The following is a 17717-nucleotide window of genomic DNA, read 5'->3' as shown; positions in this document are numbered from 1 at the left end:
CAGCCGGTAGCTGGTGCACATTCACTACTCCCGCCAACCCTGTTGTACGGTTTTACGTACACTACAACGTACGTTCTATTCCAGGGGTCACGATGAAGGTGCTGACAATCAGCGATGTCCGCAAGAACCTCGCTGCCGTGGTCGACTCGGTGATCGATGATGCCGAGGAGTGCATCATCCCCCGCGGCGGCGGCAAGGCAGTCGTCATGGTTTCGCTCGACGAGTGGAACGCCATGAACGAGACGCTCCATGTCCTCGGTTCCGCCTCGAACGCCCGCCGGCTGCTGGAGAGCATCGCCCAGGCCGATGCCGGACTGCTCGAGGAGCATCCGCTCGACGCGAAGTCCTCCTCTCCGAAACCCGGCAAGGAGGCCGCATGAGTTTGCGCATCGCCTTCACCCCCAACGCATGGGAGGACTACGACGGCTGGCTGCGCCGCGACATGAAGATGGCCCGCCGCATCAGCAAGCTGATCCTCGACGCTCAACGGGATCCACACGGAACCGGTCTCGGCAAGCCCGAACTGCTCAAGGGCCCGCTCTCCGGATGGTCGTCCCGCCGCATCAACGACGAACACCGGCTCATCTATCGGGTCCGTGGAGGCGACCTGGAAATCGCCGCATGCCACGGCCACTACCTCAACAAGTAGGAACGGCTCCCGCCAGGGCTGACCTGCACGATCAGGTTGGAAAAGGCTCAAGGCACGAGGCCAACTGTCACCTGGTGAGGGTTTGCAGGTGGTGGGTGGCGGCCGTCAGGTCGGTAAAGGTGGCGGCGGGGAGCAGGTCGTCGCAGAACGGCAGAGCCGCGGCCATCCCGCCGACCGACGGGGTGAAGCCGGTGGCGCCGGCGCGGGGGTTCAGCCACAGGATGCGGTACGCGCGGCGGCGTAGGCGGGCCATCGCGGCGGTCATCGCGGCGGGGGGATCGCTGTCCCAGCCGTCGGAGGCGACGATGACCACGCCGCCGCGGACGGTGTTGCCGTGGTGGGAGTCGAGGAGGGTGGCGATGTTGGTGGCGATCCGGGTGCCGCCGAAACGGTCGTCGACGGCGGCGCCGGCCTGGTCGATCGCCTCACGGGGGGAGGTGTGGCGCAACGGTACGGTCAACCGGGTCAGGCGGGTCGCGAAAGCGAACACCTCGGCGTCGGCAACCGTCGTGAAAGCGCGCATCAGCTGCATGTACGCGGCCGCCTGAGCCCGCATCGACTCGCTCACGTCGCACAGCATCACCACACGCCGGGGGCGCGGCACCGGACGTTCCCGGACCACCGTGATCGCCTCCCAGCCGGTACGCCGGGCCCGCGCGATCGTCGGCCGCAACGCCACCCGCCGGCCGGCCGGGTCAGCCCGGTGGCGGCGGCCGCGCCGCTGTGGCCAGGACGTCAGGGCGTCCCGCAGCGCCGCCCCGAGCGCCTCGGTCTGCGCCTGGTCGAGTTCCTCGAACGGCCGGCCGGCGAGCGCGGCCAGATCGCTGGGACGCAGTTCCGGCAGGTTCAGGCCGTCGCCGGCGGGGTCCGGATCGGCGGCGACGGCGGGCGGCAGGGTCGCCCACGGCAGCCCTCCACCGGCGGCGGCGCCTTCATCACCGGTTCCCGGGACGGCGACGTGCCTGCCGTCGTCACGGCGGTTCGGGGGTACGGCGGAACGCGTCAACGGCAACGGCGGGCTGTTGTCGAAGACCGTGGCGAAGACGCGTTCGAACACGGCCAGGTCATCGTGCCGGCGGACCAGCGCGATCCGGGCCGTCCAGTAGAGGGTGGTCCGGGAGGTCGGTGGGCTCGCTTCGAGGGCCCGTACCAGATCGTCGGTCTCGGTGATCCCGGCCGGCAGGCCGGCACGGCGCAACCGGGCCGTGAACGCCACAGCGAACGCGGCCCGGTCGATGCCCCGCAGCAGGACGGGGCGCTGGTCAGCCCTGGGCAACGAACCAGGCGATCACGGCGGCGGCCACGACGGCCACCCCGACCGCGACCGGAACGACCCGCTTGTAGATCGACCCGCCGGCGACGTCGAGCAGATCGATCGGCTCCACCTCCGCACTCTCGATCGACCGTTCTCCCTCGGCGGGAGCGGGGCCGGAACCCACAGCGGGAGCGGAGGCGGCAGAAGCGGCTGGGGCGGTGGAGCCGGCGGTGACAGCCGACAGATTCGCGTCCGGCGTGCGGAGCGGAGCGACCGGCTCCGGCGTGCCCTCCGCCGTCTCGATACGTCCCGCCGCCGGCTCCACCTCACCCGCGGAGGGATCCGGAACGATAGGCGCGGCAGCCTCCGCACCGACCTCGACAGTCGTCGCGGGCGCAGCGGCCCCGAGCGCCACCGCAGTATCCGGCGCGGTCTCCACAGCCGCCGCCGAAGCCCCACTGCCCTCAACGGAAGCGGCGGGCGCAGCCGAGACGGAAGCGGCAGACACTGAAGACGCAGCAGGCGCGGGCGAAGCGGAAGCGGCAAGCGCAGGGGACGCGGCAGGCTCAGGCGAAGCGGCAGCCGCAGGCGCGGAGGACGCGGCGGGCGCAGCCGAATCGGAAGCCGGAGCAGCGGTCGAATCGGCTGCGAGCTTGGCCTCGAGGTTGGTCACGAACTGGGCCAGCAGCTTCGACGACACCTCCTTGATCATGCCGCTGCCGAACTGGGCCAGCTTCCCGCTGATCTTCAGGTCGGTGTCGACGGTGACCTTCGTGCTGGTCTCGGTCACCGCCGTCAGAAAGGCGCTCACCGTGGCCGACGCGTTCCCCGCCGACCGCGCGTCCCGGCCCTTCGCGTCGATCACCGCGCGATGGCCGGCCGCGTCCTTCGACGTGAACTGCGCCGTCCCGGAGAAGTCCGAGATCACCGGCCCGACCTTGATCTTCACCTTGCCCTTGTAGACGTCGCCCTCCACCCCGGTGAGCTGCGCGCCCGGCATGCACGGCGCGATACCTTCCAGGTCGGTCAGCACCTCCCACGCCCGGTCGATCGGGATCTGCACGGTGAACTCGTTGCTGATCTTCATTGGGGGGTCTCCTGAGCTGCGTGGGCGACGGCGGTCCGGTCGTCGGGGGTCTTGGCGATGGCGCCGATGGTCCGCAGGACGTCACCGGCGGCGAGTTCGGTGACGCCGAGCGCGGCCAGCGCCGACACCCAGTCGATGCTCTCCGCCAGGCCGGGCGCCTTGTCCAGGTCGAGCCCGCGGACCCGGCCGATGAACTCGGTCGCGTCCCGGATCAGCGGTGCGGTGGCGGCCGGAACCGCGCGGCGCACGATCGACGCCGCGCGGTCCGGGGCCGGGAAGGCGATCCAGTGGTAGAGGCAGCGGCGGCGCAGCGCGTCGTGCAGGTCGCGGCTGCGGTTGGAGGTGAGCACCACGATCGGCGGGCGGGTGGCGGCGAAGGTGCCGAGCTCCGGTACGGTCACCGACGCCTCGCCGAGGAACTCGAACAGCAGCGCCTCGAACTCGTCGTCGGCCCGGTCGATCTCGTCGATCAGCAGCACCGGCGGGGTCGGCCCGTCGTGCCGGACGGCCCGCAGGATCGGCCGTTCCTGCAGGAAGTCCGTGGTGAACAGGTCGGCGTCGTCGACCGAGACGCCACGGGCCTCGGCGAGCCGGATGTGCAGCAGTTGCCGCTGGTAGTTCCACTCGTACAGGGCTTCGCCGGCGGTCAGGCCCTCGTAGCACTGCAGCCTGATGAACGGCGTGTCGAGGGCCCGGGCCAGGGCCTTCGCGGCAGCGGTCTTGCCGACGCCGGGTTCGCCCTCGAGCAGGAGCGGTTTGCCGAGCCGCAGGGCCAGGAAGACGGCCATGGCGAGGCCGTCGTCGGCCAGATAGTCGACGGCATCGAGCCGCTGAACAACTTCGTCCGGATTTCTCATGACTTGGCGCGGGTGTACTTCCGCAGGCAACCGGGGCAGCAGAACCAGTGGTCCTGCCCGTCCACCACACCGTGGTGGGTGTCCGGCCCGATGATCACGGTCATGCCGCACACCGGGTCGATGGCGGTGGCCGCGGGGGTGGCCGGCCCGACGGGCAGAGCCGGGCCGGCCACGATCTCGGGCCGGGCCGCAGCGAACGCCGCGGCCTCGGCATGGGCGGCGGAGAAGGTGGGCACGGCGGCTCCGCCCTGACGGATCTCCCGGACGATCTCCGCCAGAACCGAGAGGGCGATCTCCTTGGGGGTACGGGCTCCGATGTCGATCCCGGCATGTGCCCTGATCCTGGCGCGCTCGTCAGCGGTCAGGCCCATAGCCTCGAGGAGGATCGCCGACCGCGTGTTGCTCGCCACCAGCGCGATCAGGCCCACCCCTGCGTCGAGCGCCGCCCTGATGGCCCGTTCCTCGTCGCGGCCGAGCCCGGCGACCACGACCGCCGTGACGGCGGCGTACGACGAAGTCACCTCGAAGTCGAGGAACTCCGCGAGCGCCGTGACCGCCGTACTGATCGGGCTGTTCCCGGCGATTGCGATCAGCGGTCTCGGCAGCACCGGCCGCAGGAAGATCTCGATCGCCCCGCCGGAGTGGCAGGGGTTGACGACGACCCGCGCGCCGGGCGTCTCCGGGAACGCGGCGGCGTCCTCCGGCAGCACCCGCAGCAGCACGGTGTTGCCGTCGCGCAACGTGTCCATGGCGGCGGCCCGCACCGACGTCTCGGCGCAGACCCCGCCGACGAAGCCCTCGATGGAGCCGTCGGCGAGGATCACCGCGTCGTCGCCGGCCCGGGCCGAGGTGGGTTCCTGGGCACGGACCACGGTGGCGTGCACGAACGGGCGGCGGGCGACGGTCAGTTCGTGCGCGCGCTCGGCGATCGGCGTCATCGCGTACTCCTCAAGGCAGTTGATCTTCGCCTGGCTCGCGAACCGGAAGCGAAGGGCAAACCCGATCGCGTGTGGATTTCGGCCGCTATGCGCGCCCGAAATCCACACACAGTCGGTTCTAGATCGGCGGGGTGGCCTGGCCGCGCATCGCGTCCCAGACCCGGGACGGGGTGAGCGGCATGTCGGCGTGCCGGACCCCGAACGGCTTCAGCGCGTCGATCACCGCGTTGACGATCGCCGGCGGGGAGCCGACGGTCGCGGACTCGCCGATGCCCTTGGCGCCGATCGGGTGGTGCGGCGACGGGGTGACCGTGTAGCCGGTCTCCCAGTCGGGCGTCTCCAGGGCGGTCGGGATCAGGTAGTCCATCAGCGAGGCGCCGAGGCAGTTGCCGTCCTCGTCGAAGGAGATCATCTCCATCAGCGCCATGCCGACGCCGTCGGCGAGACCGCCGTGCACCTGACCCTCGATGATCATCGGGTTGATCCGGGTGCCGCAGTCGTCGACCGCGATGAACCGGCGGACCTTGACCTCGGCGGTGCCCGGGTCGATGTCGACGACGCAGATGTACGCCCCGTGCGGGTACGTCAGGTTCGACGGGTTGTAGCAGATCTGCGCCTCGAGACCGCCCTCGACGCCGTCCGGCAGGTCACCCGCTCCGTGGGCCCGGAACGCGATGTCCTGGATCGTCACCGACCGGCCCGGGTCGCCCTTGACCTGGAAGGAGCCCTTGACCCAGTCCAGGTCGGCGACCGACACCTCGAGCATCGCCGACGCGATCAGCTTCGCCTTGTCCCGGACCTTGCGGGCGACCAGCGCGGCGGCGGCGCCGGACACCGGGGTGGAGCGGGAGCCGTACGTGCCGAGCCCGAACGGGGTGTTGTCGGTGTCGCCGTGCAGCACGTCGATGTCGGCCGGCGGGATGCCCAGCTCCTCGGCGATGATCTGCGCGAACGTGGTCTCGTGGCCCTGCCCCTGGGTCTTCACCGACAGCCGGACGACGGCCTTGCCGGTCGGGTGGATCCGCAGCTCACAGCCATCGGCCATGCCCAGGCCGAGGATGTCCATGTTCTTGCGCGGGCCGGCGCCGACCGCCTCGGTGAAGAACGAGATGCCGATGCCCATCAGCTCGCCGCGGGCCCGCTTCTCAGCCTGCTCCCGGCGCAGCTCGTCGTACCCGGCCATCTCCATCGCCAGGCGCATCGTCGGCTCGTAGTTACCGGAGTCGTACACCCAGCCGGTCTTGGTGGTGTACGGGAACTGCTCGGGCTGGATGAAGTTCTTCAGCCGCAGCTCGGCCGGGTCCATCTCCAGCTGGTACGCCAGGGCGTCGACGATCCGCTCGACCAGGTAGACGGCCTCGGTGATCCGGAACGAGCAGGCGTACGCGACACCGCCCGGCGCCTTGTTCGTGTAGACCGCCGTCATCTTGCAGTGCGCGGCCTTCAGGTCGTAACTGCCGGTGAACACGCCGAAGAAGCCGGCCGGGTACTTCACCGGGGCAGCAGTGCCGTTGAACGCGCCGTGGTCGGCCAGCACGTTCGTACGGATCGCAAGGATCTTGCCCTCAGCTGTGGCCGCGATCTCCGCGCGCATGATGTAGTCCCGCGCGAAGCCGGTGCTGATCAGGTTCTCCGAGCGGTCCTCCATCCATTTCACCGGCTTGCCGGTGACGATGGAGCCGACGATGGAGTGCACGTAGCCCGGGTAGATCGGCACCTTGTTGCCGAAGCCGCCGCCGATGTCCGGGGCGATCACCTGGATCTTGTGCTCGGGGATGCCGGCGACGATCGCGTACAGGGTGCGGTGCGCGTGCGGGGCCTGCGTGGTCGACCACAGCCGCAGCTTGCCCTCGACCGGGTCGAAGTCGGCGACCGAGCCGCACGTCTCCATGGGCGCCGGGTGCACCCGCGGGTAGACGATGTCCTCCTGGACGATCACGTCCGCCTCGGCGAAGACCCGGGCGGTCTCCTCCTCGTCGCCGGTCTCCCAGTCGAAGGCGTGGTTGTTCGTCTTGCCCTCGAGGTCGGTGCGGATGATCGGGGCGTCCGGCTCCAGGGCCTTGCGGACGTCGATGACCGGGTCGAGCACGTCGTACTCGACGTCGATCAGCTCGAGCGCGTCGCGGGCCTGGTACCGGTCCTCGGCGACGACGAACGCCACCTCCTGGCCCTGGAACCGCACCTTGTCGGTGGCGAGCACCGCCTGCACGTCGTTCGACAGGGTCGGCATCCACGCCAGGCCGAGGCCCTGCAGCGTCTCGCCGGTCACGACCGCCTTCACACCGGGCGACGCCTCGGCGGCACTGGTGTCGATGCTGACGATGGTGGCGTGCGCGAACGGGGACCGCAGGATCGCCAGGTGCAGCATGCCGGGCAGCTGCACGTCGTCGACGAACCGGCCCCGGCCCCGGAGCAGCCGCGCGTCCTCCTTGCGCAGCATCCGGCCGTACCCGATGGGTTGGAGATCGTTGTTCTCGAAGACCTGGGTCACTGCTTCACCGCCTCAGCCTCGTGTGCCGCCGTCCACTGCACGGACCGGACGATCGACGAATATCCCGTACACCGGCAGATCTGGCCGGAGATGGCCTCGCGGATCTCGCCCTCGGTCGGGTTCGGGTTCTTGTCGAGCAGGGCCCGGCAGGTCATCAACATGCCCGGCGTGCAGAAACCGCACTGCAGCCCGTGGCATTGCCGGAACCCCTCCTGGATCGGGTCCAATTCGGCGCCGTTGGCAAGACCCTCGACGGTACGGACCTCATGCCCGCCCGCCATCGCGGCGAGAACGGTGCAGGACTTGACGGGCTCGCCGTCCAGCCACACCACACACACGCCGCAGTTGCTGGTGTCGCAGCCCCAGTGGGTGCCGGTCAGGCCGAGCACGTCGCGCAGGAAGTGCACGAGCAGCATGCGGCCTTCGATCTCACGGGTGTACTCGGTCCCGTTGACGGTCATCGTGACCTGCATGCTCAGCTCCTCGCCCGATCCACTGACCTACGCAGGGTGCGCCGGGTCAGCTCGTCCGCCAGATGGCGCTTGTAGTCCGCGCTGCCGCGGGTGTCGGTGACCGGGTCACAGCTGCGCGCCGCGATCGCGCCGGCCACCTGGAACAGCTCCTCGCTCGGCTCGTGCCCGCGCAGCGCCGCCGAGATCTCCGGGATGCCGGTGGTGTTCGGCCCGACCGCGGCCAGACCCACCCGGGCGTCGACGATGCGCCCCTGGTCCAGCCACACCGCGGCGCCCGCCGACACCACGGCCCAGTCGCCGGCGCGGCGCTCGACCTTGGCGTACGCGCTCCCGACCCGGTAGTTCTTCCGCGGCAACCGGATCTCGGTGAGGATCTCGTTGTCCGCGACCGCCGTCTCGTACGGCCCGACGTGGAACTCCTCCATCGTCACGACCCGCTCCGACCCGCCCGGCCCCCGGATGACGCAGCTCGCGTCCAGGGTCGTGCAGACCGCCGACAGGTCCTCCGACGGGTCCGCCTGGCACAGCGAGCCGCCCAGCGTGCCCCGGTTCCGCACGATCGGGTCGGCGATCACCTTCTCCGCGTCCCGGAAGATCGGGAACACGTCCGCCAGGATGTCCGACTCCAGCAGCTCACGGTGCCGGGTCATGGCCCCGATCCGCACCTCGTCGTCGCTGAGCCTGATGTAGCCCAGCTCGCCGTGCAGATCGTTGATGTCGATGAGATATTCGAAGTTGGCCAGCCGGAGCTTCATCATCGGCAGCAGGCTGTGGCCGCCGGCCACCAGCCTCGCCGAACTGCCCAGCCGTTCCAGCAGACCAATGGCTTGATCCACGCTTGTGGCACGTTCGTATTCGAACGGAGCCGGCACCTGCACCCTGCACCTCCCGCGAAGTCGCGCAGACCCTCGCGTGCCGGGCGTCCAATGTCAACAACAACCTAAGGGATCTCTTAACCACCCGTTGACTTCCCCGGCGGCGATCACGGAAGGTGCTCGGATGCGCGAGATCGTGGACGGCCTGCTGGCCTGGCGTGCCGCCGGCATCTCCTTCGCCGTGGCCACGGTCGTGCACACCTGGCGTTCGGCGCCCCGGCAGCCGGGCGCGGCGATGGCCGTCAGCGAGCACGGCGACGTGCTGGGCAGTGTGTCCGGCGGCTGTGTGGAGGGCGCCGTCTACACCGCGGCCCAGGAGGTCATCGAGACCGGGAAGGCGCAGACCCACACGTACGGGGTGAGCGACGGTGACGCCCTCTCCGTCGGCCTGACCTGCGGCGGCACCATCGAGATCATGATCCAGCCGGACGTCGCCCTGCGCGATCCGGACGAGGTCCTCGCCGCGATCGCCGCGGGCCGGCCGGTCGCCACGGTCTCCCTCCCGGACGCCCAGTTGGTGGTGTGGCCCGACCGCGCCTCGGGAACCCTCCGCGACGCGGAACTCGACCGGATCGCCGGGGAACAGGCGCGCGGGCTCCTCGCGCACGGTCGCAGCGCCATCGTCACCGCCTGCGAGCGAGAGGTGTTCGTCCAGTCCTGGGCCGCCCCCGCCCGCATGATCGTCTTCGGGGCGATCGACTTCGCGGCCGCCGTCGCCCGGATCGGCAAGTTCCTCGGCTACCAGGTCACCGTCTGCGACGCCCGCGGCGTCTTCGCCACCCCGGCGCGCTTCCCCGACGCCGACGAGGTGGTCGTGGAGTGGCCGCACCGCTACCTGGAGTCGACGCCGGTGGACGAGCGCACCGTCCTGTGCGTGCTCACCCACGACCCCAAGTTCGACATCCCGCTGCTGAAGGTCGCCCTGCACACCCCGGCCCGCTACATCGGCGCGATGGGCAGCCGCCGCACCTGCGAGGACCGCCTGCGCCGCCTGCGCGAGGAAGGCGTCCCGGAGCAGGCCCTGTCCCGCCTGCGCGCCCCGATCGGCCTGGACCTCGGCGCCCGTACCCCGGAAGAGACCGCCGTCGCCATCGCCGCCGAGATCGTCGCCTTGTCCTGGGGCGGCTCCGGCGCCCCGCTCACCGGCCTGACCGCCCCCATCCACGGCTGACAACCATGCTTGGGTACGGGCCACGCAAGGTCCCGTGCCTCGCGGCGGCCACCGCAGGCGTCCCCTGACGGCCGACCCGCGGGTGCGGGCCATGCATGCCCGGAACGGTCACCCCTCGGCTGGTTCTCCCACTGCGGAAACTGCGCCGCGATCAGCCGCCGTACCAGCCCCGCATCGATCCCCGCCCGCCCATCGATCATCCCTGAGTCCCTACCCGCACCGCCCGAATCCTCACTCCCGCCGCGCCGCCTCTCGCCCTCCCGCTCACCTCGGTCACCCCGCTGGGCCTCGTCGCCCGGTGGCCTCGGTCGCCCCGATCCGCCGGTCATCCCGGCTGCCTCTGGGGTCCCGGATTCCCGCCTTCGTCGCCACGCGTGATCCATTGGGTATGGCACGCGCGCTCGGTGGCCGGGCCGCACCTGGAGCCGTAAGGTCGGCCCTGACAGTCGTCAGGACAGCCCTGACGAATGGCCGCCAGGGAAGTCGCCATGACCGATCTTCGGATCAACTGTTCGTTCTGCGCCAAGCCGGGCTCGGCCGTCGAGAAAATCATCGCCGGGCCGGGCGTCTACATCTGCAACGAGTGCGTCCAGCTCTGCAACGACGTCCTCGAGATCGAACGCCGGAAACCCGACGGGCCAGGCACCCCTCTACCCGTCTGGGAGGAGTCGATGACCGAGGAGCAGTTGCTGGAGCTGCTCCCCCGGGTCGCCGCCGTCGGCGCCCAGATCGAGGCGAACCTGCAACGCCTCATCACCGTCCTGCGCACCCGGAAAGTGACCTGGACCCGCATCGGCGCTTCCCTGGGCATCACCCGCCAGTCCGCATGGGAGCGCTTCTCCGGCGAGGAGTAAGCCACACCGGAACAGCAGCTCATGGCCGGCCTCGACGGGCAACTGCTCGAGATCGGTACGCGAGCGCCTGCTCCCGTTGAGGGATCACGGATGCGGACGGGGCGACCGAGAAAGGCGCTCAGGAAATTCGCGGCCGGGCTGAGGCTTCGGCCCCTGTGGGCGCGGCCTGCTCACCCCTTGCGGCGGTGATCGGTGTGCCGGGCATGCCCGTTGCCGTGTTCCACCAGGTGATGATGTGGTCGACGACCGGGCCGGGCTTGCGCGCCCAGCCGATGTGGTCGTTGCTGGCGCCGGGTGGCACGTCGGCCTTCCGGTAGTGCCAGATCGTGACGCGCTCCGGGGCGATGAAGCCGGCCGCGAACCGTTCCACCGCGTTCGGTGGGGCGAGCCGGTCCCCTTCCAGCGCGACCACCAGCGACGGGCTGCGGACCGGTTCGGCTGACGGGAACGGGGTACGGCCGGTCAGTGCCATCCGTGCCCACTCCCGCATCTGCGTGCGTGCGCCGGGACCGCCGAACGCCGGCTTGGGCAGGTACCCGAACAACCCGGTCAGCACCGGGACGATCACGCCCGCCTGGATCATGATCGGCAGGCCGCCGAGGGGGTAGTGGCGGTGGTACGGCAGGGACCCGCCCACGGTGACCAGGCCGTCGGCTGCCGGGTGGTTGATCTGGTGCCCGACCGACAACTGGGCGCCGAGGCTGTGGCCGAGCAGGATGACCGGACGTTCCGGCGCTTCCGCGCGGGCTTCGGCGACCGCCCGGGCGACGACGTCGATCTCGTCGGCGTACGACCAGTCGACCCGCCGGGACGCCGGCGGGTCGGTGGGTTCGAACCCGCGCCGGGGCAGTGCCCGGGCGCTCCAGCCCCGTACCTCGAACGCTTCGGTCAGCAGCCGGTAGAACCGGGAGCCGATTCCCATCGCGGGCGCCACGAGGACGATCGGGGCAGTCGTCATGTCGGTCCTCGCCTCAACCACGTGTTACCGGTCAGTACCAGCACTCTTCGGGTAACCGGAACCGGACGACAAGGGGTTATGGCACACATCACCCGCGTTTCATGAGGCGGCCGACGGCGGCCATCAGCTCGCCTGCCATCTCGTCGGCGCGGCCCTCCTTGGCGCCCTCGTGCATGCAGTGGCGGGCGTGGCCGTCCATCAGGCCGAGGGCGACCTTGTCGAGGGCGGCCTGGATGGCGGAGATCTGGGTCAGGATGTCGATGCAGTAGCGGTCCTCGTCGACCATCCGTTCGATGCCGCGGACCTGGCCCTCGATGCGGCGCAGCCGTGACTGCAGGTTGTCCTTGGAAGCCGTGTATCCGCGGGTCGGGGCAGGGTTGGTCATGCCGCCGATACTACAACCCCCCGGGGGTATGGCGCGCCATGTTGCGATACCCCTACCGGGTATGTGTATGGTGGAGCCATGGAGACCACGACTTACCCCGTCATCGGCATGACCTGCGGCCACTGCGTCACCTCGGTGACCACCGAGGTGTCCCGCATCCCCGGCGTCACCGGCGTCGCGGTCGACCTGCCCGGCGGCACGGTCACCGTGACCGCGGACCGCGCGCTCGACCGCGAGACCGTCCGGGCCGCGGTCGACGAGGCGGGCTACGAGCTGGGCAGCGCCTCATGAGGACGGCGGCCAGGCTTTCGGCGTACGCCGCAGGGTTGGTCCTGATCTTCGGCGCGGCGGTGGGCGCGGGCCGCGTGATCGGCCCGGACCAGCCGCCCGCGCCGGCGCCCGCCCACACCGGGGCACATGCCGAACCGGCGGCACAGGGCACCGAGGAGCACCTGCCCGGTGGGCTGCAGGTGGCGCAGGACGGCTACCGGCTGAGCCCCTTGACCACGCGGCTGCCGGTCGGGCCGGAGCGGCAGTTCGCGTTCCAGGTGCTGGGGCCGGACGGGAAGCCGGTCACCGGTTACATCCGCAACCATGACAAGGACCTGCACCTGATCGTGGTCCGCCGCGATCTCTCCGGCTACCAGCACGTGCACCCGGTTCTCGGCGGTGACGGCACCTGGACGGTCCCGCTCGCCGTGGATACCCCCGGGCAGTATCGGGTGCTCGCCGATTTCCAGGCCACGGCCATGCCGGAGGCGATCACGCTGGGCGTCGACGTCCCGGCGCCCGGCGACTACCGGCCGGTGCCTCTGCCGGCGCCGGCGCGGACCGCCGAGGTCGACGGTTACACGGTCACGCTGAGCGGTGACCTGCGGGCGGGCGCGGCGAGCGAGCTGACACTCGCGGTCACCCGGGACGGGCGACCGGTCACCGACCTGGAGCCCTACCTGGGCGCGCGGGGTCATCTGGTGGCGCTGCGCGACGGCGACCTGGCATACCTGCACGTGCACCCGGTGAGCGACGACGCGCTCGCGTTCCGGGCCGAGGTGCCGTCGGACGGGGTCTACCGTCTCTACCTGGACTTCCAGCATGGTGGAAAGGTGCGGACCGCCGAGTTCACCGCCACCACGGCAGGCGTCGCGCCGGTGGTGGCGACCGCGGCGCCGGACGACCACGACGCGGACGGGCACACCCATGACTGAGACCTTGATCGAACTCGAGATCGGCGGGATGACGTGCGCGTCCTGCGCGTCGCGGATCGAGAAGAAGCTGAACCGGATGGACGGGGTCAGCGCCACGGTCAACTACGCGACCGAGAAGGCGACGGCCACGGTCGACCCGGGGGTCACGGCCGCCGACCTGATCGCCACGGTCGAGAAGACCGGTTACACCGCGAAGATCCCGGCCGAGGAGCAGGAGCCCACGGACGTACGGGATCCGCTGCGCGACCGGCTGATCACCGCGATCGTCCTGAGCATCCCGGTGATCGTGCTGGCCATGGTCCCGGCCTGGCAGTTCACGTACTGGCAGTGGCTGTCGCTGACGCTGGCCGCCCCGGTCGTCGTCTACGGCGGCTGGCCGTTCCACCGGGCCGCGGCGATCAACCTGCGGCACGGCGCGGCGACCATGGACACCCTGGTGTCGCTCGGCACCCTCGCCGCGTTCGGCTGGTCGCTGTGGGCGCTGTTCCTCGGCACCGCCGGCGAGCCGGGCATGACGCACCCGTTCAGCCTGGCCATCGGCCGGACCGACGGGGCCGGCGCGATCTATCTGGAGGCGGCCGCCGGGGTGACCATGTTCATCCTGGCCGGGCGGTACTTCGAGCACCGGTCGAAACGGCGGGCCGGGGACGCGCTGCGGGCGCTGCTGGAGCTGGGCGCGAAGGACGTCGCGGTGATGCGGGACGGGCGGGAGGTGCGCGTACCGGTCGATCAGCTCGCCCCCGGCGCCGTGTTCGTGGTCCGGCCCGGCGAGAAGATCGCCACCGATGGCGTCGTCGAGGAGGGCTCCTCGGCGGTGGACCGGTCGATGCTGACCGGGGAGAGCGTACCGGTCGAGGTCGGTCCGGGCGGTGAGGTGACCGGCGGGACGGTGAACGCGGGTGGCCGCCTGCTGGTCCGGGCCACCCGGGTCGGCGCGGACACGCAGCTCGCGCAGATGGCCCGCCTCGTCGAGCAGGCGCAGGCCGGGAAGGCGGAGGTGCAGCGGCTCGCCGACCGGATCTCCGGGGTGTTCGTGCCGATCGTGATCGCCCTGTCCGTGGCCACGCTGGGCTGGTGGTTCGGCACGGGCGCGGGCGGGACGGCGGCGTTCACGGCAGCCGTGGCCGTACTGATCATCGCCTGCCCCTGCGCCCTCGGCCTCGCCACGCCGACCGCGCTGCTGGTCGGCACCGGGCGTGGCGCCCAGCTCGGCATCCTGATCAAGGGGCCGGAGGCGCTCGAGTCGACCCGCCGGGTGGACACCGTCGTCCTGGACAAGACCGGCACCGTGACCAGCGGAGACATGAAGCTGGTCGCTGTTCTCCCGGACCGCGGCGAGGAGCTGCTGCGGCTGACGGCCTCGCTGGAGGCGGCGTCCGAGCACCCGATCGCCCAGGCGATCGCCGCGGAGGTCAGCGATCGGCTTCCGGTCAGCGGTTTCACCGGCGTGGAGGGCTTGGGTGTACGGGGCACCGTCTCCGGCCACGACGTCCTCGCCGGCCGGATCGCCCTGCTGGAACGGGAGGGTTTCGCGGTCTCCGAGGAGATCCGGCGGTTCGCCGCCGAGCAGGAGGCGGCCGGGCGTACCGCGATCGTCTCCGGCTGGGACGGCGCCGCCCGTGGCGTCTTCGCGGTCGCCGACACGGTCAAGCCGACCAGCGCCGCCGCGATCGCCGGCCTGCGGAGACTGGGGCTGACGCCGGTGCTGCTGACCGGTGACAACGAGACAGTGGCCCGGGCGGTGGCCGCCGAGGTCGGCATCGATCAGGTGATCGCCGGGGTGCTGCCCGCCGGCAAGGTCGCCGAGGTTCAGCGGCTGCAGTCGGACGGTCGCGTGGTGGCGATGGTCGGTGACGGGGTGAACGACGCGGCCGCCCTGGCCCAGGCCGATCTGGGGCTGGCGATGGGCACCGGCACCGATGTGGCGATCGAGGCGTCGGATCTGACCCTGGTCCGGGGCGATCTGACCGCCGCGGTGGACGCGATCCGGCTGTCCCGCCGTACCCTGCGGATCATCAAGAGCAACCTGTTCTGGGCGTTCGCCTACAACGTGGCGGCGCTGCCGCTGGCCGCCGCCGGCCTGCTCAACCCGATGATCGCCGGCGCCGCCATGGCCTTCTCGTCGGTCTTCGTCGTCGCCAACAGCCTCCGCCTCCGCCGCTTCCAACCCGCCTGACCCCGCGTGTGTATTTCGGGCGTACTGTCCGCCCGAAATACACACGCCGGGCCGGCAGCCGAGCGGATGGCAGCCGGACGCCCGCGGACGAGATGGTGTTCATGTCCTGTTCGGACCGGCATCGGATCGTGTCGAGGCGTGGCTGACAAAGCGATTCTCGCGACCGCGGCCGCCGTGCTCCTTCTGGTTCCGGCGGCTCCGGCACACGCGACAGCACCCGTAGGAAATGCTGCCTGCTCCCCCGATGCGTCGCTGCTGGGGTTCTCCGACGCGCTGGACAAGACGACGTACGCCGGAACGCCGGTGGCGGGCCTGTCGGCGCTGGCGGTGACCGGGCGGGACCGGGCGCTGGCGCTCGTCGACAACATCGGCACGACACCGGCCCGGGTCTACTCCGTGCGCCTGGACAAGCCGCGGGTCACCGGTGTCACGGTGTTGACGAGAGCAGACGGGTCCCCGTACACGGGAAGCGATTTCGATGGTGAAGGTCTGATCGCGGAGGCCGGGGGCCGGACGATCCTGGCGAGCTCGGAGAAGGAGCCGTCGATCCGGCGGTTCCGGCTGTCCGACGGGCGCGAGATCGGCTCGCTGCCGGTGCCGGCGCGGTTCCGGGTGGCGCCGGCCGGTGAGGCGACGACAAACCAGACGTTCGAGGCGCTGACCGCCACCCCGGACCACCGGGTGATCTACGCGGGCATGGAGGGCGCGCTGTCCGCGGACGGCGCGGGCAACAACCGGATCCTGCGCTATGAAGGCGACAAGCTTGCGCAGTACGCGTACCGCACCGACCCCGGGCTCGGCCTGGTGGAGCTGGTGGCGCTCGGCGGGGACCAGCTGATCGCGGTGGAACGCGGGTTCACCGCGGGCGTGGGCAACACGGTCCGGATCTACCAGGTGTCGGCGACCGGAGCGCCGGACGTCACCGGTGTGGCGGCGCTGTCCACGGTCACCGACCCGCGCACCTGGCTCGGCAAGACGCTGATCGCCGACCTCGCGAACTGCCCGTCGCGGGGCGCGACGGCGAAGCAGCCGCAGCCGAACCCGCTGCTGGACAACATCGAGGGCGCGGCGCTCGGCGGGACGCTGCCCGGTGGCCGCCGGGTGCTGCATGTGGTCTCCGACGACAACGGCAGCGCCACCCAGATCACCCGGCTCTACACCCTGGCCGTGAAGATCCGGCCGGAGGTGACGTTGCGGAGCCGGGCGATCCTGCCGGCGACCGCGTACCAGCCGGGGCCGGTGTCCGGGACGCAGCTGGCGACGGCGCCGGTCAACGGGATCAGCGCGCCGTTCCCCGGGCAGCCGATCCCGGGGTTCTCGGCGGTGATCCCGCTGTCCGGGAACGGGTCGCGGCTGCTGGCCATGCCGGACAACGGGTTCGGGGCGAAGAACAACTCGGCGGACTTCCTGCTGCGGGCGTACGACATCACCCCCGACCACCGCCGCCACCAGGTGAAGGTCAACGGGTTCGTCAGTTTCCGGGACCCGGACCGCAAGGTGCCGTTCGGCATCGTCAACGAGAACACCCGGGAGCGGCTGCTGACCGGGGCCGACTTCGACATCGAGTCGCTGGCCCGGGACGCGCGGGGGAACCTGTGGCTCGGTGAGGAGTTCGGGCCGTACCTGATCAGGACCGACCGGACCGGGAAGGTGCTGCAGGCGCCGATCCCGCTGCCCGACGGCGGCAAGTCGCCGCAGTCGCCGGACCTGGCCGCCGGGGAGACCGCGACGGTGCCCGGCAGCCGTGGCTTCGAGGCGATGGCGGTCAGCGAGGACGGCAAGACGCTCTACCCGATCCTCGAAGGCGCGCGCACCGACGACGCGAACCAGCGGCGCCGGATCGTGTACGAGTTCTCGGTGACCGCGAACCGGTACACCGGCCGCACCTGGACGTTTCTCGTCGACGACCCGTCGCTGCTGGTCGGTGACGCGGCGATGCTCGACGGCAACCGGCTGCTGCTGATCGAACGCGACAACGGCATGGGGCAGACCTCGCTGGTCAAACGCCTCGTCGTGGCCGACCTGGACGAGGCGGTGAACGGGACGCTGCCCCGGCGTGCCGTCGCCGACCTGATGCGGATCGCCGACCCGTCCGGCGTCTCCACCCCGGCCCGCCCCGGCGAGTACGGGGTCGGCGCGCTGTTCTCGTTCCCTCTGCAGTCGGTCGAGTCGGTGCTGCCGCTCGGCGGGAACCGGGTCCTGGTCGCCAACGACAACAACTTCCCCGGCAACGACGGCCGCATCCCGGGCCGCGCCGACGACACCGAGCTGATCGTCCTCGACGTGCCCGGCCTCCGGTCGTAGGTCCACGCGCCAAGGGGCGTGTTGAGTTCGGCCGTCATA

General features: G+C 70.9%; 17 protein-coding genes. 8 read left to right on the top strand and 9 right to left on the bottom strand.

Annotated features, from left to right (window positions below; genetic code table 11):
• The first annotated feature begins 92 nt into the window (after positions 1 to 92).
• Positions 93 to 380 (top strand): type II toxin-antitoxin system Phd/YefM family antitoxin, encoded by a 288-nt coding sequence (locus ACZ3II_RS17435; protein ID WP_465518666.1) that lies wholly within the window; start codon positions 93 to 95, stop codon positions 378 to 380.
• The gene (locus tag ACZ3II_RS17430) at positions 377 to 649 is read left to right on the top strand and encodes a Txe/YoeB family addiction module toxin (protein ID WP_465518665.1); all 273 of its coding nucleotides are present in this window, start codon (positions 377 to 379) and stop codon (positions 647 to 649) included. Before ACZ3II_RS17435 ends, ACZ3II_RS17430 begins: the two co-directional genes overlap by 4 nt.
• A 67-nt stretch (positions 650 to 716) precedes the next feature.
• On the opposite strand, the gene ACZ3II_RS17425 is transcribed toward ACZ3II_RS17430, so the two are convergent.
• The 7 genes from ACZ3II_RS17425 to ACZ3II_RS17395 form a co-directional block, all read right to left on the bottom strand.
• Positions 717 to 1925 (bottom strand): vWA domain-containing protein, encoded by a 1209-nt coding sequence (locus tag ACZ3II_RS17425; protein ID WP_465518664.1) that lies wholly within the window; start codon positions 1923 to 1925, stop codon positions 717 to 719.
• Positions 1912 to 2967: an SRPBCC family protein gene (locus ACZ3II_RS17420; protein WP_465518663.1), complete on the bottom strand. Its 1056-nt coding sequence runs from the start codon at positions 2965 to 2967 to the stop codon at positions 1912 to 1914. Before ACZ3II_RS17420 ends, ACZ3II_RS17425 begins: the two co-directional genes overlap by 14 nt.
• 20 nt (positions 2968 to 2987) lie before the next feature.
• Positions 2988 to 3848 carry an AAA family ATPase gene (locus ACZ3II_RS17415; RefSeq protein ID WP_465518662.1) on the bottom strand — a complete coding sequence of 287 codons (861 nt, stop codon included), beginning with the start codon at positions 3846 to 3848 and terminating at the stop codon, positions 2988 to 2990.
• Positions 3845 to 4786 carry an XdhC family protein gene (locus tag ACZ3II_RS17410; protein ID WP_465518661.1) on the bottom strand — a complete coding sequence of 314 codons (942 nt, stop codon included), beginning with the start codon at positions 4784 to 4786 and terminating at the stop codon, positions 3845 to 3847. The genes ACZ3II_RS17415 and ACZ3II_RS17410 overlap by 4 nt, the downstream gene beginning before the upstream one ends.
• 118 nt (positions 4787 to 4904) lie before the next feature.
• On the bottom strand, positions 4905 to 7277 hold the full coding sequence (locus ACZ3II_RS17405; RefSeq protein WP_465518660.1) for an aerobic carbon-monoxide dehydrogenase large subunit: 2373 nt from the start codon (positions 7275 to 7277) through the stop codon (positions 4905 to 4907).
• A complete protein-coding gene (locus ACZ3II_RS17400; protein ID WP_465518659.1) occupies positions 7274 to 7750 on the bottom strand; it encodes a (2Fe-2S)-binding protein in 477 nt (158 codons plus the stop codon). The genes ACZ3II_RS17405 and ACZ3II_RS17400 overlap by 4 nt, the downstream gene beginning before the upstream one ends.
• 2 nt (positions 7751 to 7752) lie before the next feature.
• A complete protein-coding gene (locus ACZ3II_RS17395) occupies positions 7753 to 8622 on the bottom strand; it encodes an FAD binding domain-containing protein (protein ID WP_465518658.1) in 870 nt (289 codons plus the stop codon).
• A gap of 127 nt (positions 8623 to 8749) precedes the next feature.
• On the opposite strand from ACZ3II_RS17395, the gene ACZ3II_RS17390 reads away from it, so the two are divergent.
• Together ACZ3II_RS17390 and ACZ3II_RS17385 are read left to right on the top strand one after the other, a co-directional pair.
• Entirely contained in the window at positions 8750 to 9796 is a 1047-nt protein-coding gene (locus ACZ3II_RS17390) for an XdhC family protein (protein ID WP_465518657.1), read from the top strand.
• A 488-nt stretch (positions 9797 to 10284) separates the two neighbouring features.
• A complete protein-coding gene (locus ACZ3II_RS17385) occupies positions 10285 to 10650 on the top strand; it encodes a ClpX C4-type zinc finger protein (protein WP_465518656.1) in 366 nt (121 codons plus the stop codon).
• A 118-nt stretch (positions 10651 to 10768) separates the two neighbouring features.
• Here the strand turns inward: ACZ3II_RS17385 and ACZ3II_RS17380 are convergent, their stop codons facing one another.
• Together ACZ3II_RS17380 and ACZ3II_RS17375 are read right to left on the bottom strand one after the other, a co-directional pair.
• Positions 10769 to 11608, bottom strand: a complete 840-nt coding sequence (locus ACZ3II_RS17380; protein WP_465518655.1) for a serine aminopeptidase domain-containing protein — start codon at positions 11606 to 11608, stop codon at positions 10769 to 10771.
• Positions 11609 to 11696: 88 nt separating this feature from the next.
• Entirely contained in the window at positions 11697 to 11993 is a 297-nt protein-coding gene (locus ACZ3II_RS17375; RefSeq protein WP_043523427.1) for a metal-sensitive transcriptional regulator, read from the bottom strand.
• 78 nt (positions 11994 to 12071) lie between these two features.
• Here ACZ3II_RS17375 and ACZ3II_RS17370 point away from each other — a divergent pair, with 78 nt between their 5' ends.
• From ACZ3II_RS17370 to ACZ3II_RS17355, 4 genes are all read left to right on the top strand, one after another.
• Positions 12072 to 12284 (top strand): heavy-metal-associated domain-containing protein, encoded by a 213-nt coding sequence (locus tag ACZ3II_RS17370; protein ID WP_465518654.1) that lies wholly within the window; start codon positions 12072 to 12074, stop codon positions 12282 to 12284.
• The gene (locus tag ACZ3II_RS17365) at positions 12281 to 13198 is read left to right on the top strand and encodes a hypothetical protein (protein WP_465518653.1); all 918 of its coding nucleotides are present in this window, start codon (positions 12281 to 12283) and stop codon (positions 13196 to 13198) included. The genes ACZ3II_RS17370 and ACZ3II_RS17365 overlap by 4 nt, the downstream gene beginning before the upstream one ends.
• The gene (locus ACZ3II_RS17360) at positions 13191 to 15374 is read left to right on the top strand and encodes a heavy metal translocating P-type ATPase (protein WP_465518652.1); all 2184 of its coding nucleotides are present in this window, start codon (positions 13191 to 13193) and stop codon (positions 15372 to 15374) included. The genes ACZ3II_RS17365 and ACZ3II_RS17360 overlap by 8 nt, the downstream gene beginning before the upstream one ends.
• A gap of 138 nt (positions 15375 to 15512) precedes the next feature.
• Positions 15513 to 17678 carry an esterase-like activity of phytase family protein gene (locus tag ACZ3II_RS17355; protein WP_465518651.1) on the top strand — a complete coding sequence of 722 codons (2166 nt, stop codon included), beginning with the start codon at positions 15513 to 15515 and terminating at the stop codon, positions 17676 to 17678.
• Positions 17679 to 17717: the final 39 nt, after the last annotated feature.

Source organism: Actinoplanes sp. NPDC019969 (assembly GCF_055562375.1).
The sequence above is the reverse complement of the archived record's forward strand: the minus strand, read 5'-3'. Positions and strand labels throughout refer to the sequence as shown.